At 44.4% G+C, this 25719-nt stretch carries 25 protein-coding genes; 14 read left to right on the forward strand and 11 right to left on the reverse strand.

The window, feature by feature from the left end; translation table 11 throughout:
* Nucleotides 1-31: 31 nt before the first annotated feature.
* Nucleotides 32-211 carry a DUF6728 family protein gene (locus tag NFI81_RS07005; RefSeq protein ID WP_082216504.1) on the forward strand — a complete coding sequence of 60 codons (180 nt, stop codon included), beginning with the start codon at nucleotides 32-34 and terminating at the stop codon, nucleotides 209-211.
* Entirely contained in the window at nucleotides 208-576 is a 369-nt protein-coding gene (locus NFI81_RS07010) for an MmcQ/YjbR family DNA-binding protein (protein WP_234613238.1), read from the forward strand. Before NFI81_RS07005 ends, NFI81_RS07010 begins: the two co-directional genes overlap by 4 nt.
* Before the next feature lie 28 nt (nucleotides 577-604).
* Here the strand turns inward: NFI81_RS07010 and gldC are convergent, their stop codons facing one another.
* Nucleotides 605-946: a gliding motility protein GldC gene (gene gldC / locus NFI81_RS07015; protein WP_234613237.1), complete on the reverse strand. Its 342-nt coding sequence runs from the start codon at nucleotides 944-946 to the stop codon at nucleotides 605-607.
* Nucleotides 947-1004: 58 nt separating this feature from the next.
* The gene (locus NFI81_RS07020; RefSeq protein WP_234613236.1) at nucleotides 1005-1730 is read right to left on the reverse strand and encodes a DUF4197 domain-containing protein; all 726 of its coding nucleotides are present in this window, start codon (nucleotides 1728-1730) and stop codon (nucleotides 1005-1007) included.
* 105 nt (nucleotides 1731-1835) lie between these two features.
* On the opposite strand from NFI81_RS07020, the gene NFI81_RS07025 reads away from it, so the two are divergent.
* The 5 genes from NFI81_RS07025 to NFI81_RS07045 are packed head-to-tail and all read left to right on the forward strand — an operon-like array spanning nucleotide 1836 to nucleotide 7061.
* Entirely contained in the window at nucleotides 1836-3107 is a 1272-nt protein-coding gene (locus NFI81_RS07025) for a competence/damage-inducible protein A (RefSeq protein ID WP_234613235.1), read from the forward strand.
* A 59-nt stretch (nucleotides 3108-3166) separates the two neighbouring features.
* Complete coding sequence (locus NFI81_RS07030) at nucleotides 3167-4474, forward strand: dihydrolipoamide acetyltransferase family protein (protein ID WP_234613234.1); 1308 nt, start codon at nucleotides 3167-3169, stop codon at nucleotides 4472-4474.
* A complete protein-coding gene (locus tag NFI81_RS07035) occupies nucleotides 4474-5007 on the forward strand; it encodes a 5' nucleotidase, NT5C type (RefSeq protein ID WP_234613233.1) in 534 nt (177 codons plus the stop codon). The genes NFI81_RS07030 and NFI81_RS07035 overlap by 1 nt, the downstream gene beginning before the upstream one ends.
* Entirely contained in the window at nucleotides 5004-5681 is a 678-nt protein-coding gene (locus NFI81_RS07040) for a response regulator (protein ID WP_234613232.1), read from the forward strand. Before NFI81_RS07035 ends, NFI81_RS07040 begins: the two co-directional genes overlap by 4 nt.
* 3 nt (nucleotides 5682-5684) lie before the next feature.
* The gene (locus NFI81_RS07045) at nucleotides 5685-7061 is read left to right on the forward strand and encodes a sensor histidine kinase (protein ID WP_234613231.1); all 1377 of its coding nucleotides are present in this window, start codon (nucleotides 5685-5687) and stop codon (nucleotides 7059-7061) included.
* Nucleotides 7062-7228: 167 nt separating this feature from the next.
* On the opposite strand, the gene NFI81_RS07050 is transcribed toward NFI81_RS07045, so the two are convergent.
* The 3 genes from NFI81_RS07050 to NFI81_RS07060 form a co-directional block, all read right to left on the reverse strand.
* Entirely contained in the window at nucleotides 7229-7975 is a 747-nt protein-coding gene (locus NFI81_RS07050) for an acyl-CoA desaturase (protein WP_082216495.1), read from the reverse strand.
* Nucleotides 7976-8128: 153 nt separating this feature from the next.
* Entirely contained in the window at nucleotides 8129-8806 is a 678-nt protein-coding gene (locus tag NFI81_RS07055) for a DUF4159 domain-containing protein (RefSeq protein ID WP_234613230.1), read from the reverse strand.
* Between the two features lie 14 nt (nucleotides 8807-8820).
* Complete coding sequence (locus tag NFI81_RS07060) at nucleotides 8821-9531, reverse strand: RsmE family RNA methyltransferase (protein ID WP_234613229.1); 711 nt, start codon at nucleotides 9529-9531, stop codon at nucleotides 8821-8823.
* A 394-nt stretch (nucleotides 9532-9925) separates the two neighbouring features.
* Here NFI81_RS07060 and NFI81_RS07065 point away from each other — a divergent pair, with 394 nt between their 5' ends.
* A complete protein-coding gene (locus tag NFI81_RS07065) occupies nucleotides 9926-10936 on the forward strand; it encodes a glutamine synthetase beta-grasp domain-containing protein (RefSeq protein ID WP_234613228.1) in 1011 nt (336 codons plus the stop codon).
* Nucleotides 10937-11029: 93 nt separating this feature from the next.
* On the opposite strand, the gene NFI81_RS07070 is transcribed toward NFI81_RS07065, so the two are convergent.
* Complete coding sequence (locus tag NFI81_RS07070) at nucleotides 11030-11584, reverse strand: hypothetical protein (RefSeq protein ID WP_234613227.1); 555 nt, start codon at nucleotides 11582-11584, stop codon at nucleotides 11030-11032.
* 41 nt (nucleotides 11585-11625) lie between these two features.
* On the reverse strand, nucleotides 11626-13812 hold the full coding sequence (locus NFI81_RS07075) for a glutamine synthetase III family protein (protein WP_234613226.1): 2187 nt from the start codon (nucleotides 13810-13812) through the stop codon (nucleotides 11626-11628).
* A 147-nt stretch (nucleotides 13813-13959) separates the two neighbouring features.
* On the opposite strand from NFI81_RS07075, the gene NFI81_RS07080 reads away from it, so the two are divergent.
* Together NFI81_RS07080 and mtaB are read left to right on the forward strand one after the other, a co-directional pair.
* The gene (locus NFI81_RS07080; RefSeq protein WP_234613225.1) at nucleotides 13960-15792 is read left to right on the forward strand and encodes an LTA synthase family protein; all 1833 of its coding nucleotides are present in this window, start codon (nucleotides 13960-13962) and stop codon (nucleotides 15790-15792) included.
* Between the two features lie 37 nt (nucleotides 15793-15829).
* On the forward strand, nucleotides 15830-17158 hold the full coding sequence (gene mtaB, locus NFI81_RS07085; RefSeq protein ID WP_234613224.1) for a tRNA (N(6)-L-threonylcarbamoyladenosine(37)-C(2))-methylthiotransferase MtaB: 1329 nt from the start codon (nucleotides 15830-15832) through the stop codon (nucleotides 17156-17158).
* Between the two features lie 70 nt (nucleotides 17159-17228).
* Here mtaB and NFI81_RS07090 read toward each other — a convergent pair whose 3' ends face one another.
* The 3 genes from NFI81_RS07090 to NFI81_RS07100 all read right to left on the reverse strand — a co-directional run bounded on the left by NFI81_RS07090 (nucleotide 17229) and on the right by NFI81_RS07100 (nucleotide 20516).
* Nucleotides 17229-18548, reverse strand: coding sequence for an ammonium transporter (locus tag NFI81_RS07090; RefSeq protein WP_234613223.1), 1320 nt, complete (start codon nucleotides 18546-18548; stop codon nucleotides 17229-17231).
* Between the two features lie 47 nt (nucleotides 18549-18595).
* Nucleotides 18596-19798: a porin gene (locus tag NFI81_RS07095; RefSeq protein WP_374759462.1), complete on the reverse strand. Its 1203-nt coding sequence runs from the start codon at nucleotides 19796-19798 to the stop codon at nucleotides 18596-18598.
* Nucleotides 19799-20168: 370 nt separating this feature from the next.
* Nucleotides 20169-20516 (reverse strand): 4Fe-4S binding protein, encoded by a 348-nt coding sequence (locus NFI81_RS07100; RefSeq protein ID WP_234613222.1) that lies wholly within the window; start codon nucleotides 20514-20516, stop codon nucleotides 20169-20171.
* 129 nt (nucleotides 20517-20645) lie between these two features.
* On the opposite strand from NFI81_RS07100, the gene NFI81_RS07105 reads away from it, so the two are divergent.
* Nucleotides 20646-21668, forward strand: coding sequence for an acyl-CoA reductase (locus tag NFI81_RS07105; RefSeq protein ID WP_234613221.1), 1023 nt, complete (start codon nucleotides 20646-20648; stop codon nucleotides 21666-21668).
* Between the two features lie 4 nt (nucleotides 21669-21672).
* Here NFI81_RS07105 and NFI81_RS07110 read toward each other — a convergent pair whose 3' ends face one another.
* On the reverse strand, nucleotides 21673-22476 hold the full coding sequence (locus NFI81_RS07110; RefSeq protein ID WP_234613220.1) for an alpha/beta hydrolase: 804 nt from the start codon (nucleotides 22474-22476) through the stop codon (nucleotides 21673-21675).
* A 122-nt stretch (nucleotides 22477-22598) separates the two neighbouring features.
* Here NFI81_RS07110 and NFI81_RS07115 point away from each other — a divergent pair, with 122 nt between their 5' ends.
* From NFI81_RS07115 to NFI81_RS07125, 3 genes are read left to right on the forward strand one after another with little or no spacing between them, the layout of a single operon-like run.
* Nucleotides 22599-23306 (forward strand): esterase family protein, encoded by a 708-nt coding sequence (locus tag NFI81_RS07115; RefSeq protein ID WP_234613219.1) that lies wholly within the window; start codon nucleotides 22599-22601, stop codon nucleotides 23304-23306.
* Nucleotides 23307-23327: 21 nt separating this feature from the next.
* Nucleotides 23328-24545 carry a glutathione synthase gene (locus NFI81_RS07120; RefSeq protein WP_234613218.1) on the forward strand — a complete coding sequence of 406 codons (1218 nt, stop codon included), beginning with the start codon at nucleotides 23328-23330 and terminating at the stop codon, nucleotides 24543-24545.
* Between the two features lie 22 nt (nucleotides 24546-24567).
* Nucleotides 24568-25668: a carboxylate-amine ligase gene (locus tag NFI81_RS07125; RefSeq protein WP_234613217.1), complete on the forward strand. Its 1101-nt coding sequence runs from the start codon at nucleotides 24568-24570 to the stop codon at nucleotides 25666-25668.
* Nucleotides 25669-25719: the final 51 nt, after the last annotated feature.

Genomic DNA, 25719 nt, shown 5'->3' on the forward strand with positions numbered 1-25719 from the left:
GGTAGGTAAAGACAGAAATCAGTAAAATTTTATGAAAAGATACTTTCAGTTGGGCGACGTGTTTGGTTACTTCTTTCGCGTCTTTAAAAAAAGGGATCCCAATGCCCCCGATTCCTTTAACCTGCGCATGATGCATGGAATCAACAAAATCTCCATTGTCATGTTCCTGATTTGCGTTATCATTATGATCGTCAGAGCATTAACAAGATGAATTTAGAATCGCTGAGAGATTACTGTCTGGCATTACCAGGCGTAACCGAAGAATTACCATTCGGGCCTGATACACTGGTCTTTAAAGTAAAAGGGAAAGTTTTCCTGCTCACCCCGATGGACTCAGCGTCTCATCAGTTCAATGCCAAATGTGATCCCGAAAAAGCAGAAGAGCTAAGAGAAAAATATCCGGACGTAAAGCCCGGATATCATATGAATAAGAAGCACTGGAACACGGTCTATGTAACTGGCAACATTCCAAGTGAGATGTTGTTTGAGTGGGTGAAAGACTCTTACGATTTGGTTGCTAAGAGTCTGCCGAAGAAGGACCAGGCGTCCCTCAGCTCCGCTCGGGATGACAACTGATGAGCGTTGTGCTAGCACTTCGACCGCCCTACTTCGCAGCCTTCATTTCTTCATCCAACTTCTTGCTGAGCGTCTCGCAAACACCTTCAATGGCGTCTGCCATCACAGTATCATTGGTTGCAGTCAGCAATGTATCGGCTATTCCACTCATGAGTTCGATATAGAAGCGTTTCATTTCGAAGACTTCCATATCTTTTGTCCAAAGATCGATTTTTAGTGTGCCGCGGTGATAATGATCCCAGACAGCGATGGCGATGGCGCGGGTGTCGTTAATGCCTTCGTTAGGGTTGTCGGTCGCATTCCAAAAAATCTTTTCCGGTATGTTCTTGTCGTCGAGTTCAACGGTAAAATGTATTTCCGATTTTTTCATATGAGGTGTTAATATTTAGACAAAAGTAACCAATTGAAGAACATTCTGGTTCTAAAAATTACTTCGTTGCCTGTTTAAACACCTTTTTCAAAAGATCGGTCACACGTGCTTTCGGGTCTTCGCGGATCTTCTTTTCCTCCTGTGCAATCAGCACATATAACCCGTCAATGGTCTTTTGGGTCGCATAACCTTTCAAGTCCGGATTCACTTTCTTTACCAAAGGGATCTTGTTATAAGTGTCAACGATCTCCTTGTAATAATCGGTTGCCTTATTCAGATTAAGCGTGGAATCTACAACTGGGAAGAACGTTTTATAAAGATCCTCATTCGTCGTCTTCTTTAAATACTGCGTAGCTGCATCATCCTGCCCCTTTAAAATACCCAGTGCATCAGGCACAGTCATGGAAGTGATTGCTTTTACAAAAATCGGCTTTGACTTTTTTGCAGCATCCTCAGCGGCGCGGTTAAGGGATAAGGTGAATTTATCAACCTGGTCGCCAAGTCCCATTTTACGCAAAGTTTCAGCAACTTTCTGCGCTTCCGGCGGGACCGCGATTTTAATCAGCTCGTTTTTGAAAAAACCATCCACTTTGGAAGCTTCTGCTGAACCGTTGCTTATCCCAACATTTAGCGCCTCTTTCAAACCTGACACGATTTCGTTTTCGCCGAGTCCGTCCGATTTTCCGCTCACCTTGTCCAGCACTTTTCCTAAGTTGAACTGCGCCTGTGAATTAGTGGCTGATATGATTGAAAATAATAATATTGCTAAGATTTTGTGATTCATTATGATTGTGTTTGTTAAATTCTGACTACGCTTTAAACGTACTCAATAACGATTAATTTTACTTATTTTTGGGAAATAACAGTCTCATTCAACCTATTTCAAACTATGCTTCCCATTATCCGGGCTGAAATATTAACGATCGGTGATGAAATTCTTTTTGGACAAATTACGGATACGAACACGCAATGGATTGGCTCTCAACTCACTGATATAGGCATCCGTCCGGTAAGGAAAACTTCGGTTGGAGACAACAAAGCGGACATCCTGGACGCATTCGCGGCGGCTAGCCAGCGGGTGGATGTAATTATTGTGACGGGAGGCCTCGGCCCCACCCGCGATGACATTACAAAGCATACATTTTGCGAATATTTTGGGACTGAACTTGAAATCAATCAGGAAGCACTGGAACTGATCACCGCGTTTTTTGCGAAACGAGGGCGCGCTATGACTGAGCTGAACATTCAGCAGGCTGCACTTCCAAAAAATTGTACCTACATTCCAAACCTTTGGGGAACAGCCCCGGGAATGTGGTTTGAAAAAGACAATGTCGTTTACGTTTCGCTGCCCGGCGTGCCTTACGAAATGAAAAGCCTGATGGAATTTGAGATCCTTCCAAGGCTGAAAGCAAAGTTTGTTTCAAACATTATTCAACATAAATCGGTGCGGACGATCGGCATAGGAGAATCATTCCTGGCCGAGACGATCGCATCCTGGGAAGATGCCCTTCCCGCCCATATAAAATTAGCTTACCTACCTCATTTTGGGCAAGTTAAGCTGCGCTTGACCGGCACCGGAACCGATCAGAACCAGCTGGATGCTGAGCTTGCGGAACAAGTGGCGCTGCTAATGCCCTACATTGAGGAATGGGTTTTCGGTTATGATAATGATGAACTGGAAACGGTCATCGGATCGTTACTTGTGCAACACCACGCCACGGTTGGCACAGCGGAAAGTTGTACGGGCGGTTTTGTTGCAAACCAGATCACGAACGTGCCTGGGGCTTCGCAATATTTTGAGGGTTCGGTTGTGAGTTACAGCAATGAGGTTAAGATGAACGTTTTGGGCGTTTCTCCTCAAACATTGGAAGCATTCGGGGCGGTTAGCGAACAGACTGCGCGCGAAATGGCCGAAGGTGCCCGGAAAGTGCTGAACACGACGTTTGCAATTTCAACCACGGGCATTGCCGGACCCGACGGCGGCACCGCTGAAAAACCGGTTGGAACAGTCTGGATCGCTTGCGCAACACCGGGCGAGACATTTACCCAGTTACTCACCTTGCGTAATAATCGCAAGATCAATATAGAGCTTACTTCTTCCTATGCATTGAATTTGTTGAGGAAAACCATTTTGAAAACAAACCTTGCTGTAAAAGGCTGAGAAAAACATTTAATACATTCGGCAGCATGCTTGGCTGCCGCGAATGATAGATACCAGTTATGAAAATAGTTGAAATGGTGATGCCTCCAATGGGCGAAAGTATTATGGAATGCACTGTCCTACATTTACTTGCAAAAGCAGGTGATAAGGTTTCGGTGGATGATTCCATTTTGGAGGTTGCCACGGACAAAGTGGATACGGAAGTGCCCTGCCCTTTTTCCGGCGTGCTTACGGAGTGGCTTGTCAAAGAAAATGATGTTGTTCCGATTGGAAGCCCCGTTGCGAAGATTGAAGTTGAAAATGACGTGGATGAAGGTGACCAGCAGCCCGTGGATAAACCCGTTCATGCCCCGGTTAGTGCAGAACCGGAAGTGGAAGCAACCGCCGCTGTTCTCGAAAAAGAATATGAGGAAGTGCTTACCAAAAAGGCCGAGCCCGCTTTGGAACTGGCCAATAGTAATCCCGACCACAACGCCTTCTACTCCCCGCTCGTGCTCAGCATTGCGCGCCAAGAGCACATTACTGAAACCGAGCTTGCCACCATTCACGGAACGGGCATGGAAAACAGGGTTACCAAAAGTGATATCTTTTCATTTTTGGATAATCGGAAAAAGAATATCGGAGTGCCAACGCCGCTTGCAGCTTCGCTGAATGGCAGCAATGAGATCATTGAAATGGACCGGATGCGGAAGATGATTTCGCAGCGTATGATCGAGTCCAGGAACATTTCGGCGCACGTCACTTCATTTATTGAAACTGATCTGACGCCGGTTGTTCAATGGCGTGAGCATACAAAAGCTGAGTACCGAAAGAAAACAGGTGACAGCATTACATTCACGCCGATTTTGATAGAAGCGGTTGTGAAAGCGATCAAGGATTATCCGATGATCAATATTTCTGTTGAGGGCGATAAGATTATTAAGAAAAAAGAGATCAACATTGGCATGGCTGTGGCGCTGCCAGACGGAAACCTGATCGTTCCGGTTATTCATCGCGCAGACCAGTATGACCTGCCGGGATTAGCCAGAAAAGTAAATGATCTTGCCAAAAGGGCGCGTGAAAATAAGTTAAAGGCGGACGACCTGGCCGGTGGGACTTACACGGTTTCCAACATTGGTGCATTTGCCAACTTGATGGGAACACCCATAATCGTTCAACCGCAGGTGGCTATTATGGCTTTTGGCGCAATTAAAAAGAAACCTGCTGTGATCGAAACGCCACAAGGTGACTTGCTGGGCATCCGCAGCCTGATGTTTATATCTCATTCCTACGATCACCGCGTTGTGGATGGCTCATTAGGCGGGCTTTTCCTGAAACGCGTAAACGATTACCTTGAAAATTTCGATACGCACAGATCCATAATGTAATGCTCAGACTCACTTTGGACATGGATGACGTGCTGGCAAATACGCATAAGAAACTCGTCAGCATTGTTCATAATGACTTTTCTACCATTTATAATGAACAACAACTAAGCAAAAGTGCTTTCAGGGACATTTTACATCCCAAGCAACAGGCAAAGTTGCATAAGATCATCGATACCCCAGGTTTTTTTGCGGACATCGAGGTGATGAGTGGGGCGGTTGAAACGGTTTACAAGTTGTCCAAGTTTTACGAAATATTTGTCGCCACGGCGTGCATGGAATTTCCAACGTCGTTTAACGACAAATTTGCGTGGCTCAAAAAGCACTTTCCGTTTATTCCCTGGACTAATGTTGTGTTTTGCGGCTATAAAAGCATTATCCAGTCCGATTACCTGATCGATGATCACGTGCGGAACCTGAATGCATTTAAAGGAACGGGGATACTGTTCACAGCGCCGCACAATATCAACGAAACCTCATATAAGCGTGTTTCCAATTGGAAGGATGTCTCTGAATTATTCTTACCGATCGCATGAAACTATTATTGATTGAAGACGAGCCGAAAACTTTACAGTCCATCAAACAGGGATTGGAGGAGAACGGATATGAGGTTGACATTGCCTACGACGGGCTGATTGGCAGGCAGTTGGCAAAAAATAATACATATCAATTAATCATCAGCGACATTATCATTCCGGGCATCAACGGCATTGAGCTTTGCCGCGAAATTCGGAACTGGGGTGACGAAACGCCGATTTTAATGTTGACGGCACTGGGCACCACGGACGATAAAGTGACCGGTCTGGATGCTGGCGCGGACGATTACCTGGTTAAACCATTCGAATTTAAAGAACTTCTGGCTCGTGTAAGAGCGCTCACCAAACGCGGAACTACGGTCTCGCACACAGCACAAATCTTAAAATTTGCCGATCTGGAAGTTTCGCTGGATGCCAAAACGGTTCATCGTTCGGGAAACAAAATCAACCTGACAGCCAGAGAATTCAATTTGCTTGTCTATCTGATCCGCAATCAAGGCAGGGTTATCTCCAAAGTAGAAATTGCTGAACAAGTTTGGGACATTGGCTTCGATACAGGCACCAATGTGATCGAAGTTTATGTAAATTATCTTCGTAAAAAAATTGATAAGGACTATCCTGTCAAATTGATCCATACCCAGTTCGGCATGGGTTATGTGCTTAAAGTAGAGTAAATTATGCAGATCCGCACCAGACTTACAGTTCAGTTTTCCCTGCTGGTGAGCGGAATTCTTCTGATCACTTTTCTTGCGATCTATTTTTTCTCCTATTATAATGTTAATGAAGACTTTTACGATCGGTTAAGGTCGAAAGCCAAGTCGCAGGCGGAACTTTTGCTGATTGTTCCTCAGGTCAATACGGAGGTTTTAAAAGCCTTGGACGAAACCAACCGTGATTTGATCTATGATGAAAACACATTTATTTTCGACGAAAAAAACCGGCTGATTTATAGCAATCCAACCAACCCGCATTCAAAATCCATTCATGTTTCCAATTACTGGCTGGACGAGATCCGCAAAGCAGGCCAGATCCGCTACACCGACGGTGACTATAAAGTTGTCGGTTTGTATTACAAATATCCCTACAACAAAGCCGTTGTTTTGCTCGGCGCGAAAGATTTGTATGGACAAGCCAATCTTTCCAATTTGAGCACATTGCTCACGGTCTTGTTCTTTATAGTAACCATTATCGTGGCACTCGTGGGCTGGATCTTCTCCAAACGTGCATTAAGGCCGATTTCCAAGGTGATGAATGCAGTGGAAAGGATTTTACCCCAAAAGCTCGATACCCGGCTTGATGTTCCGAACCAAAAGGATGAAATAGGACGCCTAACCACCACATTCAACAATCTTTTGGACAGGATTGAAACGGCTTTCCAGATGCAAAAGATCTTCGTGGCCAATGTTTCTCACGAGCTTAAAAACCCATTAACCAAAATCCGATCTCAGCTGGAAGTAAGCATGCTCAAAGAGCGCAATACGGCTGATTATCAATTGACGATCAGGTCTGTTTTGGAAGATATTCAGGAATTGGCGCAGCTTTCGAATACATTGCTGGAACTGGCGAAAGTGAGTGAGGATCAGCGGGATCTGCTCACGGAAACCATTCGTGTGGATGATCTTTTGCTCGATTGCAGACTTGGCCTGGCGCAAGCAAATCCCATTTATAACATTCAGCTTAATTTTGAAGAACTGCCGGAAGACGACACCTGGCTGGAACTGACAGGAAATTCAACATTGCTAAAAACGGCATTTCTGAATTTGATGGATAATGCCTGCAAGTTCTCTGACGATCACACGGTGAATGTGAATTTAAAAACATCTGCAAGAAGATTGACATTGAGCTTTTCTGACAACGGGAAGGGAATTCCAAAGGAAGATCAGAGTCTGGTTTTTCAACCCTTTTACCGCAGTGACAACACGGCAAATATTAAGGGATATGGAATCGGGCTTTCACTGGTGGAGCGGATCGTGAAGCTGCACTCGGGTAATGTTAACATTTATTCCAATGAGCCGAAGGGTACAACATTCGTCGTCATTTTTTCGAGGCTCTAAGCAAATTCTAACTTTTTATTAACGCCTTTTTAAGTATTGTATGATTAATTTGTATTGTCTCAATAAGACATGCCGATAAAACGGCAGTTTAAAAGGATTTCATTTTTTGTGGTGTTAATAAGCAAACTTGGCAGGTGTATCTCACACCTGCCAAAGTTTTTTTGTGGCTATCCCTTCTTCCTAATCTCAATAATCTTCAACTTATTCAGCATCTTGATCACCGGGTAAGTTGGGTCCACTTCGTACCAGCGTGAGCCGAAGTTGATGGAGTTTGGTTTCTTGTGGTGATTGTTTTGAAACAATTCACCCATCATTAAAAAGTCGAAAATCAGGGAGTTCTTTGATTTATCATCATTGTCGAAATTCTGATAACCATATTTGTGACCACTCCAGTTGACGATTGCGCCGTGAATCGGCCCCATCAGGAAATGTACGGGCAAGAGGAAGAAAAACGCCCAGTGCATATCCAGGTAAATGTAAGCCAGAATATAAAATGCAGTATAAAGCAATGCCCAGCCCGAACGGGAAAGCCATGAGTCGCCGAGTTTTTCGATAAAGCGCCATTCCGGATAATTCCTTTCGAATTGCGACTCGATCGCGCGCTTGCGGCTAAGCACAGCATTATAAATATTCTTCGTTTCCCACATCATCGTAAAAACGTTTTTGGTGTGATGCGGAGAGTGCGGATCTTTTTCTGTGTCGCTAAAAGCGTGGTGCATGCGGTGCAAAATCGCGTAAGCTCTTGGACTTAAATAAGAAGAACCTTGGGAAAGATATGTCAGCAAATAGAAGAAACGCTCCCACGGTTTGCTCATAATAAACATCTTATGAGCGGAATAGCGGTGTAGGAAGAAGGTTTGACAGAATAGGGACAAATACCAATGTACAACAAAAACGATAAGAACAATATACATGGAACGAGATGAAATTATAATATTTTAAACTTGGTACAAAAGTAAGGGTAAGCGTTTACAAAACCGAAAATAGGAAAACCTAATTTGGAATTATTTTAATATAGAGAGATACGATTTTTGTCAGGCTACGGATTAAAACAACATTGATATTCCTCAAAGAATCATAAAAGCATAGCTCAGCAAGTTTGCCCCCATTTGCAATGCTTTTCTGCGCATTTCTTCGGGATCATTGTAAACGCTCTGGTCTTCCCAGCCGTTTCCTAAATCCGTTTCGTAACTATAATAGCAAACAAGCCTGCCCTGCCAGATAAGGCCATAGCCCTGCGGCTGTTTTCCGTCGTGCTCGTGAACCTTTGGCAAACCTTCCGGAAACACATATTTGATCCGGTAAACCTGGTGATCAAAAGGCAGTTCTACAAAAGACAGCTCCGGAAACACCTTTTTCATTTCCCGTCTGATGAACTGATCCAACCCATAATTATCATCCACGTGCAGAAATCCACCTGACAGCAGATAATTGCGAAGATTTTGCGCTTCAGCATCGCTAAAAACCACATTACCATGCCCGGTCATATGCACAAACGGATATGCGAAAATATCCGGGCTGCCCACTTCGACCACGTCTTCTGCGGGGTTAATGTTCATTTTCAGCTCCGTATTGGCGAATTTGATCAGATTGGGAAGGGATGTTTTATTAGCATACCAGTCTCCGCCGCCGCCGTATTTGAGCTTGGCTATCTTCAATGATGATTGCGCGAGTGACGCCGTGCTTATGAAAACAAATGCGACCAGTCCTATCAATTTGCCAAAACTCACTACTGATCTATTCATATGGGTTGGTGCGTTTATAAAATATTCTGTGCGAGGTTGATTGCGTGACAGCCGGCCACTGCCGCCGTTTCTGTTCTTAAACGGGTTGGGCCGAGTGAGACAGTTGAAAAACCGTGATCGAGTGCCAGCGAAATTTCCCGCTCACTGAAATCTCCTTCCGGTCCTATTAATAAAGTTGTGCCCAAGCCTTTTTTTACTTTACTAAAAACGTGCTCAACCTTGTTATGATCTGGCACATAGGCTATTAATTTTTCCGGATCCGTGACTCCCTTCACCAATGTTTCATATTTATTGCCAATGGTGATAACAGGCAGGTAATGTTGCTGCGACTGTTTCATGGCAGCCGCTGCAATGCGGTTGAGTCTCGTAAGGTTTACAACCCGGTTGATGGTGTCTGCATTGGTGTGCTCGGTCACCATAAAGTCAATGCGCTCCACCCCTATTTCGGTCATTTTTTCCACCATCCACTCATTCCGCTCGGCCTTACGCGTAGGCGCGATGGCCAGATTAACGGAAAAGGGCCGCCTTGGAATGACCTGCGATTCAAGCACCTCGTAACCAGCCTTTTTGCCCTGGATATTCAGCACACATTTCTGCAGCGTGCCTTTGCCATTGGTAACATATATAATGTCTCCCGAATTAAGCCTCAAAACTTTGGAACTATGCCTGGCTTCCTCTTCATCCAGTTCATAAAGATTGGAGGCGGGCTGATAAAATAAATGCATGTGAAATTAAATATTCAATAAGATAAAAAAACCGGGAAGATTTTCAAAATAAGGCTCAAATTAAAGACCCTTTCACAATTAAACGCCATGATTTCCTTATATTATTTCGATTCCCGTAAAAAACCTAAATTTTGCATTTTTGCAACATTTAGGTAGAATCTCCGGCTTATTTAAGCGCGTTATTCAGGTTTTTACAAAATTATTTTCCAGCAAGCCATATTTCAAATTTAGATCGTTTTATAAGAATAATACATTTTTTACTGACAATACTACCACAAACGCAATAATATTCTGCATAAGGTTAATTTTTCTTAGGTTTTATTTTTTGGAAATACATTTTTGCATTAATATTGTGCCGTTATAATTATTCGTCACCACTTTATCTAGTACTATTATGTCAAAATCCAAGCTGGAATATATTTGGTTGGATGGCTACAAGCCGACCCAAAGTTTACGTAGCAAAACCAAAATTGAAAGCGATTTCAGTGGGAAATTGGAAGATTGCAGCAACTGGTCATTTGATGGTTCATCTACCGAACAAGCGCTTGGCGGTTCTTCTGACTGTTTATTAAAACCTGTTTACATTATCCCTGATCCATTGCGCAAAGATGCATATCTCGTAATGTGTGAAGTACTTAATGCAGACGGAACTGCTCACGTATCCAACGGTCGGGCAACAATTGAAGATGATGACAATGATTTCTGGTTCGGTTTCGAACAAGAATATTTCCTTTGGGATACTGAAACAAACAAACCACTTGGCTTTCCGGCAAATGGTTATCCTGCACCACAAGGTCCTTACTATTGCTCAGTAGGCGCTCAGAATGCATATGGCCGCGAAATTATTGAGGAGCATCTTGACGCTTGTCTTGAAGCTGGTCTTAATGTAGAAGGCATCAATGCAGAGGTTGCAGCAGGACAGTGGGAATTCCAGATTTTCGCGAAAGGCGCGAAAGAAGCTGGTGACCAGATCTGGCTTGGCCGTTATTTGCTTGAAAGAATCGGTGAAAAATATGGTGTTGCTATCAACTGGCATTGCAAGCCTTTGGGCGAGCTTGACTGGAACGGAAGCGGAATGCACGCTAACTTCTCAAACTCCGCTTTGAGAACTGCTGGCAGCAAAGAAGTTTTCGATAAAGTTTGCGAATCTTTCCGTCCGGTTGTGAAAGAGCATATCGAAGTTTACGGTGCTGATAACCACCTTCGTCTGACTGGAAAGCACGAAACTGCTTCTATCCACGATTTCAGCTATGGTGTTTCTGACCGTGGTGCTTCGATCCGCATCCCTGTTCTTGTTCCTCAAAAAGGATGGAGCGGATATCTGGAAGATCGCCGTCCAAACTCTGCTGCTGATCCTTATAAAGTGGCAGCTCGCATTATCAAGACTGTTAAATCTGCGCTGTAATTTTAGCAGAATCACGATATAGTAAACAAAAAAACCACTTATAAGGTGGTTTTTTTGTTTTATCAGCAATCACGAAACGATCGGCATTATCAATCAATCCTGCTCTTCGCTTCCTGAAAATGCGTAAAGCGTTGGATCCAGTTGAATGCGGCCGGCGTTAAAGCGGATAATGAAATCGTTGATCGTCTTATCATTGATCTCCGTTTTGTTTAATCCAACTTCCAATCCGATTCCATAATCAAATGTTTCGTCTGTTTCAACATGTTCGCGGACGGTTATCTCTTCATTTTCTTCGATTTCTTCGATAAATTCGGTAAGCAATAACTCTGCTTCTTCATCCTGCTCTTCGTCCGCGACGTAATTCTCCGGGCGCTCGTCGAGGGACACGTAATTGGGCATCACCTTTTTCAGCCTTTCCAAAGCAGCGTCGTAAACAAGGGTCGAATGGTGCAACCGCAACGTGTAGATCAGCGCATCATAGATCACTTCTTTCTCTTTGTAAAAACCTACGAACTGAACGTGTGCATGCTCGTTGTTTTCCTCTTCGTCCTCTTCCAACTCGTCCTCAACATGTATAAAGCTGGATCGCTCTGCTTTACATTCTTGTTTCAGCACTGCAATTTCTTCTGGATCAAATCCCGGATTCATAGTCTTAATTGTTTGTTTGAATAAAGCGCTTGCTTTAAAAATTATTCCAAAAATAACATTTCACGGTATTTTGCCAAAGGCCAGTCTTCATCGTCGATCAATAATTCCAGTTTATCCACGTGATATCGGATCTCCTCAAAAAATCCTTTCACTTCCGAACCATACATTTTCGCGCGTTCAAACAGGTCTTCAATGTTATTGGCCGTTTTGCGCTGCTCTGTCATTTCGTGAACAAGTTTTTTAATGATCACGATATGTGTAGAAATGTCTTTAATAATTTCCTTGATAGGAGCTGCTTCTTCCAGCATTTCCAGGTCTGTAAGCGACCGGGCTGTTTGTGCTAGCTTGAACTGATATTTTACCACCGTCGAAACAATGTGGTTCAATGCCAGGTCGCCGATCACGCGTGATTCGATCTGCAATTTCTTGACATAATTTTCCAATTCAATCTCGTATCGCGCGTGCAGTTCACGTGATGTAAGGACGCCCATTCGTTCAAATACGGTGATTGTAGGTTCCGTTATGTAAGCGTGCAGCGCGTCGTATGTTTCTCTGATATTGCTCAGGCCACGGCGCTTTGCCTCTTCCAACCATTCTTCTGAATAACCATTTCCTTCAAAAAGAATGTTTTTAGACTCAGTAAAATAGCGTTTCAGGATCTCCACCGTCGCCACTTTCTTCTCTTCGCCTGCGGCAAGCCGCTCGTCCATTTCCCTTTTAAATTCCAGCAATTGATTGGCCACAATGGTGTTCAAAACGATCATCGGCGAAGCACTGTTCTGCGAACTTCCAACTGCACGGTATTCAAATTTATTCCCGGTGAAACAGAAAGGCGACGTGCGGTTACGGTCGGTATTATCACGTTGCAGGTTTGGAATGCGGGTTATGCCAAGTTTGTAATAAAAATTCTCGCCTTTTTCGAGCGTGATCTCTCCTTTGTTAACCAATTCTTCAAGCATATTGGTCAGCTCGTTGCCCAGGAAAACGGACACAATGGACGGCGGCGCTTCGTTTGCTCCCAGCCTATGTTCGTTACCGGCAGAAGAAATGGATGCGCGCAGCAGGTCCGCATGATCGTGAACGGCTTTTACAACATTCATTAAGAAAGTCAGGAAGCGCAGGTTTTCTTTCGGCTTGGACGTGGGTGCGAGCAGGTTAATGCCCGTGTCCGTTGAAAGCGACCAGTTGTTGTGTTTACCGCTTCCGTTAATTCCCGCAAAAGGTTTTTCATGAAACAAAACCTGGAAATTATGCTTGTCGCCCACCTTTTGCATCAAGTCCATCAGCAATGCATTGTGGTCAATAGCGAGGTTCACTTCCTCAAACGTAGGTGCGCATTCGAACTGCCCTGGCGCAACCTCATTATGGCGCGTACGCACGGGAATGCCCAGTTTTAATGCTTCAAATTCAAAATCCACCATGAACGCATTCACCCGGGGCGATATCGAACCAAAATAATGGTCGTCCAGCTGCTGCCCACGCGCAGGGCTATGTCCAAAAACCGTTCTGCCTGCCATTAGCAAGTCGGGGCGGGCGTAATAAAGTGCTTTATCAACCAAAAAATATTCCTGCTCAATGCCTAATGTGGGCGTTACTTTATCAACGTCGCGGTTGAAAAACTGACAAACCGAAGTGGCCGCTTTGTCCAGCATAACGAGCGATTTCAGCAACGGCGCCTTATAATCGAGCGCTTCTCCCGTGTAGGAAATAAAAACAGACGGGATACATAATGTCTTCCCTCCCGCCCCATTGTCCATTAAAAAAGCCGGTGAACTCGGATCCCAGCCCGTGTATCCGCGCGCCTCGAACGTGGCACGCAAGCCACCGCTTGGAAACGACGAGGCATCGGGTTCCTGTTGCACCAATGCACTTCCTTTGAATTTCTCAACGGCCTTACCATCCATTGTCAAATCGAAAAATGAATCGTGCTTTTCGGCAGTGGTCCCGGTTAATGGCTGGAACCAGTGCGTATAATGCGTCGCTCCTTTGGAAACTGCCCAGGATTTCATTGCCGCTGAAACTTCATCCGCAACCTCCCGATCGATCGTCGAACCCGAGCGTATCGCATTGGAAATCTTGGTGTAAGCCTCAGCTGAGAGCAGCGTTTTCATTACATCGTCGCTGAATGTGTTACTACCATACAAGTCGGTTATTTTTTCTGCGGGAGGGGTAAGTGAAGGGGCAACCCGGCCTTGAGCAATCTCAAAAGCTTTGGAACGAAAAGTCATTTTATAATCGGATTTATATTAATTCTCCCCAAAATTATTTATTTAAAGGTACGAACAACAATTCTACGCCACATTTTCACATTTAATCCGTATCAGCACGGCAGGTTGGCACATTTTTCGGAACTTTGCAAATTCTCGAAGACACCAATGCGCAAAAGATTAGAATTTATTGCCCTTTACGGAATTAGTTGGGTTGTGCTGTTTCAATTTTTCCGGATCGTTTTTCTCGCTTACCATTACAAAAAAACGCTCGAACTGCCTTCAAATCTTTGGGTTAGCAGCGCTGCGCATGGCCTTCAAATGGACATTTCATTTGCAGGATACATTCTGATGATCCCCGCAATGCTGACAATGTTTACAGCCAAAAAATGGCGTTGGTATGGAAAAACGCTTTCAATTTATAGTGCCGTCGTTGCGTTTTGTATCGTTTCGTTGGTTATAGCCGACCTGGAATTATTCAAAGCATGGGGTTTTCGCATTGACGGAACATTCATACAGTATTTAAGAACGCCGGTTGAGGCCATTGCTTCCATGGGCGCGGCGCCGGTTTTTCCGGTTCTGGTTTTGTTTGCTGTCCTCTTTTTCCTCGTTTGGAAGGTCCTGCAAACCATTGTTCGGCGAAGCGTGCTGGCTTTTGAAAAAACCGGCTTTCTATATACAATCCCTGTTTTCCTTATTCTGACAGCGAGTCTGATCATTCCAATCCGGGGCGGACTGCAACTTGCGCCGATGAACGAAAGCGCCGTATTTTTCAGTGATAAAAGTTTCGCCAATTATGCTGCGGTAAATGTTCCCTGGAATTTCATGAGCTCTTTGCTGAACGCTACTTATTCGAAAAAGAACCCTTTTATTTATTTCGACAAAAATCAGGCGGACCAGATGGTGAGGTCGCTCTACAAAGCGGATAGCATTTCCGGGCGGGTTGTTAAGGATGGGAAGATCAATGTTGTTGTGATCATTTGGGAAAGTCTCACTGCGAAAGTGGTCGGCAGCCTGAACGGGGTGAAGCATATAACGCCGCAATTTGATCAGCTCACCAAAGAGGGAATGCTTTTTACCAATGTGTATGCAAGCGGAAATCGCAGCGATAAGGGAATGGTGGCGATTTTGAGCGGTTACCCAGCCCAACCGACAAACTCCATCATTAAGATTCCGAAAAAGACATCTTCCCTGCCGTCATTGCCCAAGGTTTTTCATAAAAATGGGTGGTATACATCCTTTTATTACGGCGGCGAAACGGAATTTGCCAACATGAAATCGTATTTTCTCCAACAGGATTTCGATCAGATCATTGATAAAAATGACTTTGATGAAGCGGATATGAATTCAAAATGGGGCGCGCATGACCACATTGTTCTGGATAGATTATTGAATGATCTGGATAAGCAAAAGCAGCCGTTTTTTTCAACACTCTTTACATTAAGCAGTCACGAACCATTTGAAGTTCCGGTTAAAACCGTGATCGAAGGAAATGACTCGGAACACCTTTTCATGAATGCGCACCATTATACGGACGCTTCGATCGGTGATTTTATAAAAAAAGCCAAGACGAAGGCATGGTGGGATAACACGCTGGTGATCATTATCGCGGACCACGGTCATCCGCTGCCGGAAACGAACCGGACCAAACCTGCTGAATTTCACATTCCCATGCTCTGGCTCGGAGGTCCGTTGGAAAAGCAAAGCACAAGAGTGGACTCGCTGTGTTCGCAAACAGACCTGGCGACAACTTTATTGAACCAGTTGCATATGCCTTCGGGTTCTTTTGAATGGAGTAATGATATTTTTGGCAAAAACCGCGTTCCATTTGCCTACTTCACATTTAACAATGGGTTAGGCTGGATGAAACCAGGCGGATATCTGGTACGGGACAACATTGGGGGCAACATTACCGAAAAAGCCGGTGCGCTCACTCCCGAAGAAGAAAATTTTGGAAAAGCATATTTACAGTCTTCTTTCAGCGATTATTTAAATCGTTGATCCTAAAAGGTGTAATTTTGCAGAATATTTGAAAACAATGAAAAAAGTCGCTTTCTACACATTAGGCTGTAAACTGAATTATTCCGAAACATCGTCCATAGGAAGGATGTTTGAGCAAAAGGGATATACCAAGGTTGAGTTTAATGAAACACCTGATATTTTTATCATCAACACGTGCTCTGTAACCGAAAATGCGGATAAAAAATGTCGCAAGATTGTGAGGGAAGCGCAAAAGATCAATGCGGATGGTTATGTGGCCATTATCGGCTGCTATGCGCAGTTGAAACCGAAAGAAATTTCAGAAATCCCTGGCGTGGATGCTGTTTTGGGTGCGGCTGAAAAATTCCGTCTGGTAGAACTTATCGATACATTTGAAAAAACGCCGCTGGGGCAGCCTGCACAAGTCATTGCGTCCAGCATTGACTATGCGGTTGAATATCACACTTCTTATTCACTAAATGACCGCACACGCACTTTCCTGAAAGTGCAGGACGGCTGCGATTATCCCTGCTCCTATTGCACCATTCCATTGGCCAGAGGAAAAAGCCGGTCCGACACCGTAGCAAACATTGTGAAAGCAGCGCAGGATATTGCGGCGAGAGACGTGAAGGAAATCGTTTTGACAGGTGTTAACATTGGCGATTTTGGTTTACAAAACGGCGAGCGCAAAGAGACTTTTCTGGATCTGGTAAAAGCGCTGGACGAGGTGGAAGGAATTTTACGCTTCCGCATTTCTTCTATTGAACCGAACTTGTTGACCGACGAAGTCATTGAATTTGTGGCACAATCAAAACGGTTTGCGCATCATTTTCACATTCCGCTGCAATCTGGCTCCAACACGGTGCTGGGATTGATGAAGCGGCGTTACAAACGCGAACTTTATGCAGAGCGCGTTGCAAAAATAAAATCGCTGATGCCCGAATGCTGCATCGGGGTGGACGTGATCGTGGGCCATCCGGGCGAAACGCAGCAGCTGTTTGAAGAAAGTTACCAGTTTTTAAATGCGCTGAATGTTTCTTATTTACATGTGTTTACGTACTCGGAAAGGGAAAATACAGCCGCTTTGAACATCAGGCCCATTGTTGCCAAAAATGTAAGAGCGGACCGTTCCAAAATGCTTCATATCCTTTCCGAGAAGAAGAAACGGTTCTTTTACGAGCAGCAAGTTGACAAGCAGGGAATCGTTTTGTTTGAAGACGAGATTCAGAACGGTCAGATGCTTGGCTTTACCGACAATTATGTGCGTGTGGCTGTGAAATACGACCCGCTGTTGATCAATGAAACGAAAGCAATTAGATACGATCACATCAATGATTCAGGGTTAATGGAAGTGACCGAGCTTGAAGTGGAGGTTTTTCATTCCTGAAAATAAATCGTTTTAAACAGCAAAAGCCCGGAACATTCCGGGCTTTGCTTTTATATAACGTTGAGAAAAATTACGCTTCTATAAGAAACTCATCGTGCTGACTGATATCCAATCCAGCTTTCTCATCCAATTCAGAAACACGAAGTGGCAAGATAAGATCCGTGATTTTAAGCAGCAGCAATGAGCCACCGAATGCGAAAACAGACACGCCTACCAAAGCAATTACGTGGTTAATGAATAATGTTGTTTCGCCGAAAGCAAGACCTTGATCCGTAACGAGTGAGTTGACACCGCTTGTTGCAAATACACCGGTCATCAACATACCAACCATACCGCCTACACCGTGGCAAGGAAATACATCCAATGTATCATCCAATGTAGAACGAGTGCGCAGGTGAGCAACATAGTTACTGATCACAGCAGCGATTGTTCCGATGAAAAGGGAAGCAGGAACGGTTACGAAACCAGCAGCAGGCGTGATAGCCACAAGACCTACAACCGCACCGATACAGAAACCAAGTGCTGACACTTTTTTGCCTCTTGCAACATCAAACAAAACCCATGAAAGACCAGCGGCACCAGCAGCAGTGTTAGTAGTAGCGAAAGCAGAAACTGCCAGAGGAGAAGCTGAAAGCGCAGAACCTGCGTTGAAACCGAACCAACCGAACCAAAGCAAACCTGTTCCCAAAAGAACAAAAGGAATATTTGCAGGAGGCAAAACGTGATCTTCTGTTAGCGACTTGCGTCTTTTCAGATAAAGCGCACCGGCCAAAGCAGCCCAGCCAGCAGACATGTGAACAACCGTTCCACCTGCGAAGTCAAGCACACCCATTTTGAAAAGGATACCATCCGCATGCCACGTCATGTGAGCCAATGGAGAATAAATGAATACACAGAACAGGATGATGAACAATACGTAAGAACGGAAGTTGATACGCTCAGCCATAGAACCCGTTACAAGTGCAGGTGTGATTACCGCGAACTTCATCTGGAACATGGCGAAAAGAGCGAAAGGAATCGTTCCCCAAACCGGTCCGTCCAACACGCCTTTGAACATGAAGTGCGTCATTGGGTTACCAACAAATCCGCCAAGGTCATCACCGAATGCAAGGCTAAAACCCACAACAACCCAAAGGACACTGATAACGCCCATTGCGATGAAGCTTTGAAGCATTGTCGAGATAACGTTTTTGTTATTCACCATTCCGCCGTAAAAGTAGGCCAGACCCGGCGTCATAAGCAAAACCAGGGCAGCAGACACAAGCAACCAGGCGGTGTCACCGGAATTAATGCCTTCCGTTACGATCTGAGTCGGAACATTGGGGATGAAGGCACCGAGGATACTGATTACGAGCAGGATAATCAGTGGAATGTAATTACGTTTTTCCATTGTAGTAAATAGTTATTATAGGTAGATTAAGAAGGTATATGATTGAATTAGAATTTGTAAATAAATGCTAGGCCGAAAGTTGTCTGGCTGTTTTTAGTCCATTCACCATCAGAATCTTCAAATTGCTGTACTTCGCCTGCACCGCTTACTTTTGGATAGGCATCCAGACGGAACTCAGGTTTAACCAGGATGTGTCCGTCGGCAAGGCTGATGTTACCTGTCAAAGTGATTGAGTTAACGCTCGTTCCCATGCCATCTGGTGTCAGCAAACCGCGAACGCCGCTGTCATTGTTAAAGTACTCGTAACGCGCACCGATTGCGAAATTGTCCGTTAATGCTGTGTTGGCATAAACAGCTACACCGCCCCAGGTTTCTGTGTCAGCAGGCCCGCCGTAACCTTGATAATCTCCTTTTTGGCTTCCGTATGCAGCATTCAATCCAAGCAGGAATTTCTCAGTGATCTGGAAACTTGTAGTAAGGTCAAAAACCTGATAGAATGCAGACGGCTCTTTGAAAGTAACTGTATCCGGATTTGCTTCGTTGCTTCCGATATAGTTCACATATACATTCCAGTTTGCGACTGGCTGAAAGTAAAGCTGGCTGATAATGCCTTTTTTCCGGTTGTTATCTCCTAATCCGTCAACATTGTTTACAACACCCACCATTAAAGAGGCTTTGTCTGAAAAAGCATAAGTTGCTTTCAAACCAGCGTGGTAGAATGGGCCGTTGTTGAATAAGTTTGAAAGAGAGTAGTTGAAGTTGGCCGGTGCGTCGATCACTTCGTATCCGATGTTCGTTCCGAATTGCCCGGCGGTCATCGAAAACTTGTCTGTGAATTTGTAAGTAAAATAAGCTTGCTTGATAGCCAGTGCGGTGCTAAACAATGCATTTCCGTAGTTACCCATATTGGCGTTAGGACCAAATGTCAAGTCAACCACAGCTTCGGACTTTGCATTGGTATAAGCCACTTTTGTCTGAACCAGGCCCAGAGAAAATTGACCTGAACGCTGATCGAACACGCGTGCATTGCTTCCACCCATGTTAGAACGTGAAGCGGGTTTGTTGAAATTAGCCATGTAATAAGAATCCAGATAGCCTGAGAATGCAAATGCACCTTTAGCGTCATCCTCGTCCTTCGCCTCAGTAACCACTATCGTATCCGCTTTGGCGGCTTTTTTATCCTCATCTGACTTTGCAAAACCCAAAAAAGGAACCATCAAAGATAATACTGTGCAATAGACTTTTTTCATAATTATATTCTGTTTAAGTTAATACTACTCTCCGGCTGAATTCCTGGATCAAATATTGTACATAAATTGTATTAATCAAATATCCTAACCAAAATTTATACAAAAAAACACAATTATCATTTTTTTTTACTCTTTTTTATTGTTTTATAAACATAAATACACGGTTTTCACATTTTTGAGAAATATATTTAAATTCTGTATAAATGGTTATATACAAAATTTTATACATTAGCCGGACACAGAGTTATTAAGAAATTTTATTATTATAATGACATTTGCAACGGTAGGGCACAAAAAAAAGCCCCGCTAGTTGCGGGGCTTCAAACCGGGCTCTCGATGGAGCCTTAAAATCTTATATGGTTAGCCGGGTTTATTCACCGTGCATCCATGCTTTCTTAGCAAGTAATGTATCTTCTTCCTCTTCATTGTCAGGATCCGGAACACAGCAATCGACAGGGCAAACCGCCGCACATTGAGGCTCTTCATGGAAACCTACGCACTCTGTACATTTATCTGAAACAATATAATAGAATTCATCAGAAACCGGCGACTGTTTTTCTTTACCGCTTACCACGGTGCCATCACCAAAATCCACCTCATCCAGACTCGTACCATCTCCCCAGGTCCATTCTACACCTCCTTCATAAATTGCTGTATTAGGGCACTCTGGCTCGCACGCCCCACAATTTATGCATTCATCGGTTATCATTATAGCCATATCGCCGGATTGTTTATATTTGTTGCTATTTCTTCTGTTTAGAGTAACAAATATAACTATTTATAGTTTCCCAACAATCAGAAAAATAAAAACGAATACCTTAATTTAACTTTTCAGCGTTCAGTTAGAATGATATCGAGAATCCAGCGGATAAATGCATTTATAAATCTTGGAAAATTCATCACAAACCCTCAAAACGAACCGGTAATTGAAGAATGGATCGCCCGCGCCAATAGCAAAAACAACTGGTTTACTCCCGAAAATGTAGCGCGGTCGCTCAATGCACTTGCCCATCAATTTTTAAATGCAGATAAGCTAAACGCGTGGGTCGCGCGATATCCTGAATCTGCTTCTTCTCAAAAAATAGGCGTTGTTATGGCTGGAAATATTCCGGCTGTCGGATTTCACGACGCGTTATCTGTCATCATCAGCGGTCATATATTATTGGCAAAACCAAGTTCAGATGACCAGATGCTCATTCATTCCCTGCTCGGCACCCTTGTGGAACTGGAACCCGGGCTTAGCGAGCACATTCGTTTCGTGGAACGCCTGAATGAGGCAGACGCGTACATTGCCACCGGAAGCGACAATACGGCGCGTTATTTTCATTATTATTTTGCCAAAAAACCAAACATTATCCGCAAAAACCGGACGTCCGTTGCCGTGCTGACGGGCCATGAAAGCAGTGAAGAATTAGCCGCACTCGGCCGCGATGCATTACAGTATTTCGGGCTTGGATGCCGCAATGTTTCAAAGCTTTTTGTTCCGGCCGGATATGATTTTACCAAGTTTTACGAATCCATTCAGGACCTGGACAAGACCTATCTGCATCACCATAAATACTTTAACAACTACGAATACAACAAGTCTATCTTTCTGGTGAACCGGGTGCCGCATTATGACAACGGTTTCCTGTTGCTTACGGAAAGCAAAGCATTGGTTTCGGCGATTAGTGTGCTGCACTACGAAACATATGAATCGATTTCGGACATTGAAGCACCATTAAAAGAACAGGCTGAAAAAATCCAGTGCGTGGTCACCAATGCAGACATTGACCTTCCGGGATTGATTCCCTTTGGCAAAACGCAGGAGCCGGGATTGACTGATTATGCCGATGCTGTCGATACCATGGCATTTTTAGCAGAATTCTAATTTCTTATTTTTCAGAAAAAGCCCATTTAATAAAACCCGGAAGGGCCTCTGACCAAGTGTTCAGATTGTGTTCGCCTAAGGCGATCTCTTTATAAAACACTTCGCGGTTCCAGGCATAACCCTTCTTTTCCAGGATCGCAATGCATTCCAGCGTGTCCTGGATCGAATCAATCACGCCGTCCCCATCGCGGTCATCGTATTCATCCAGCGAACCGCATTGGAACCAGAATTTGAGATTCTGTTTTACCTCCCCATGGCGCAGCTGCGTGTGCATAATGCGATCAGAATCGTCGTAACCATCGTGCAGCGCACGTTTTCTCCACCATAACGCACCCGAAAAAACGCCTGTTTTTGAGAAAATACCAGGATTATTCCAGACAATATCCAAAGCCATTAACCCACCCAGCGAAAAACCCGCATAAACAATGTGCTCCTGCGAAACATGGTATTCATCATTTATAAACGGCAGCAATTCCTTGGTTACAAAATCGGAGGTGGCCCCTGCCCTATTTCCCCGGCCCGCATAATCTGCCTCAGCAGCCACACCATATTCATAGATACGATCATAATTGGCATGAATGCCTACAACCAGCACAGGATCAATTTCGCCATCGGATTGTAGCTGCGAAATAATTTGTGACATCCCTAAACCCTCAAAATCCTGGCCATCATTAAACAAAACCAACGGATAGGCACGTGCAGGATCGAAGTTAATTGGCTGTATAACAGATAATGTAACCTCCCTTTCGAGGAAGACGGAAAACACCTTGCGGGCGATTGGAAAAACGGGTTTGTCGGAGAAACTCAAATTTACTTCTGCGTTGAAATGAATGCGATAAAGGCCTGCAAGTTAATAAATGCCTATAATTTGCTTCCTTTAATTTGTTTTGTATATTTCAATATCAATGGTATTAAATTAAAAAGCTTCGTTTGGAAGAGAAGCATATCAAATATTACTCGCATCATCTGGAAAGAGATGTGGACATACTGGTTTACGGTAACTGGGGCTATCCACTGCTGCTTTTCCCCACGACTTTGGGAAAATATTATCAGGCAAAAGACATGGGCCTGATAGAATCTGTGCGCGGACTCGTGGAATCCGGAAAATACAAGATCTATTGCGTTGATTCCATCGACGCGGATTCCTGGTATGCCAAGCATTTGAACCCGCAGTACAGGGTGCTGAACCACATTCAGTATGACAAATTTCTGAACAACGAACTGGCGCCCTACATCAGGCATGAATGTAATGTGGATAGAATTGGCGTAGCGGGATGCAGCTTTGGCGGTTTCCATGCTGCAAATTTCGCATTCAAACATCCGGAGCAGGTTGCCTACATGATCAGCATGAGCGGCGCGTTTGATATCCGCAGCTTTACTGACGGCTTTTACGACGATACGGTTTATTTTAACAATCCAATTGATTTCATGCCCAACGAGCAAGGCTGGCGCTACGGCCATATAAAGATCGTTTTGGGAACCTCCGATTGGGATATTTGTCTGGATAGCAATTTAAAGATGTCCAAAATCCTGAATGATCAGGGAATTGAACACTGGCTCGATATTAGAGGCTGGGAAAAACACGATTGGCCGTTGTGGAACAGAATGTTCCCCGATTACCTGTCGCGAATTATGTAAATACAAAACAAAAAACCGGATATGAAAAAAATTGGAATCTTGTTTGGAATGGAAAACACTTTTCCAAACGCATTTATTGAAAGAGTAAATAGCAAAGACAGCGGTTTCATCGCAGAAGCCGTAACGATTGATAAAGTAGTGCAGGCCGATCCAACCGAGTATGCGGTGATCATTGATCGTATTTCCCAGGATGTGCCTTTTTATCGTGCATATTTGAAAAACGCCGCGTTATCTGGCACGGCGGTCATTAATAACCCTTTTTGGTGGAGTGCCGATGAGAAATTCTTTAATAATGCATTGGCTGAAAAAATAGGCGTTCCTGTGCCGAAAACGGTGCTGCTCCCTTCGAAAGAGCGTCCTGAAAATACTTCCGAGACTTCATTCCGTAACCTGGCATTCCCGATGGCGTGGGAAGAAATATTCCAATACATTGGTTTCCCGGCTTACATGAAACCGCACGATGGCGGCGGCTGGAAAAGCGTTTACAAGGTGGTGAACCCGCATGATATGTGGCATAAGCACGAGGAAACGGGCCAATTGGTGATGATGCTGCAAGAAGAAATTGAGTTTACAGATTATTTCCGTTGTTACTGCATTGGCCAGAAGGAAGTGCTGATTATGCCTTACGAGCCGAGAAATCCACACCATTTGCGGTATGCGGCAGAGATGAAGGCAACAGGCGAAGAAGGCGAAAAGCTTTTGGAAACAATAAAAGATTATACGCTGAAACTGAACATTGCATTAGGGTATGATTTCAACACCGTAGAATTTGCAGTGAGGGACGGCATTCCTATCGCCATTGACTTTTGCAATCCGGCACCGGACGCGGACATTTATTCCGTTGGTCGCGACAATTTTGAATGGGTTGTGGAAGCAGCGGCTAATATGGCCATCGAAAGGGCAAAAACCCAAGTTCCCGGACAGACAAACCTGACATGGGGAACATTTGTGAAAGATTCACTTGGAATGTCTGCGCCAACAGCGCCAGCGCCGGTTTCTGCTCCTGCTGAAGTGGAATCTGCAAAAGCACCAGAACCTGTCGCTGCAACCGCGCCGGAAAAAGCTCCGGCCTCAGCAAAAGAAGTTAAAGTAAAAACCGTTGCGCCGAAAAAAGCGCCGAAACTGGTTGAGGATAAGGGCATATTACCGGTTCCCAGCGAACCAGCACCAAAAATTCCAACTAAAAAAGCGGCGGCGACAAAAGCGCCCGCAGCAAATTCCAAATTGAAAAAATCTTAATCCAACTCCATACGCACGCTTTATGGCCTCTTTCACTCTGGGAATTGAAGAAGAATTTCAGACCATTGATCCTGTAACGAGGAATCTAAGGTCACATATGTCGAAGCTTGTAGAGGATGGGAAAATAACGCTCAAAGAGCGTGTAAAGGCCGAAATGCACCAGGCTGTTGTGGAAGTGGGAACCAACATTTGTCACAACATTCAGGAAGCGCGCGAGGAAGTTACTTATCTGCGCAAAATGATCCTGGATCTGGCCGAGAAGCAAAATTTGCAGGTCGCAGCAGCCGGAACGCATCCCTTTTCCGATTGGGTTGAACAGCTGATCACGCCTGATCCGCGCTATGACGAGATTATCGACGAAATGCGAGACGTGGCACGCGGCAACCTGATTTTTGGGCTGCACGTGCACGTAGGCATTGAAAACCGCGATGAAGCCATTCAGATTATGAATGCAGTTCGTTATTTTTTGCCGCACATTTATGCATTGTCGACCAATTCGCCTTTCTGGTGCGGCCGCAATACGGGTTTCAAATCCTACCGGTCAAAGGTTTTTGATAAATTCCCGAGAACAGGCATTCCGGATTCTTTTTCGAGCGCGGCGGAATATGACGAATATGTCAATCTCCTGATCAAGACGAAATGCATCGATAATGCCAAGAAAATCTGGTGGGACATCCGGGTTCATCCTTTTTTTGACACCATCGAATTTCGCATGTGTGATGTGCCTATGCGCACGGATGAGACGATTTGTCTGGCCGCCATTATGCAGGCGCTGGTCGCCAAAATTCATAAGTTGCACCGCATGAACCTGACATTCAGGCCTTACCACCGCATGTTGATCAACGAAAACAAATGGAGAGCTGCGCGTTACGGGATTCATGGAAAGCTCATTGATTTTGGTAAGCAGGAAGAAGTTGAGTACAAACATTTGGTTGGCGAGTTACTGGAATTTATTGAAGATGTCATCGACGAACTGGGAAGCAGGACAGAGATCGATTACATTCATCAGATTATGGCGATGGGAACTGGTGCAGACAGGCAACTGGCTGTTTTTGAACAAACTGGAAGCATGAATGCGGTGGTGGACTACATTGTTTCGGAAACGAAAATTGGCCTGGTGTAATAGGTTAATTTCAAAAAATGCGAACTAATAGTCCCTTAGGTTGTTAGAATG

This window comes from Dyadobacter fanqingshengii (assembly GCF_023822005.2).
In the GTDB taxonomy this organism is placed as follows: domain Bacteria; phylum Bacteroidota; class Bacteroidia; order Cytophagales; family Spirosomataceae; genus Dyadobacter; species Dyadobacter fanqingshengii.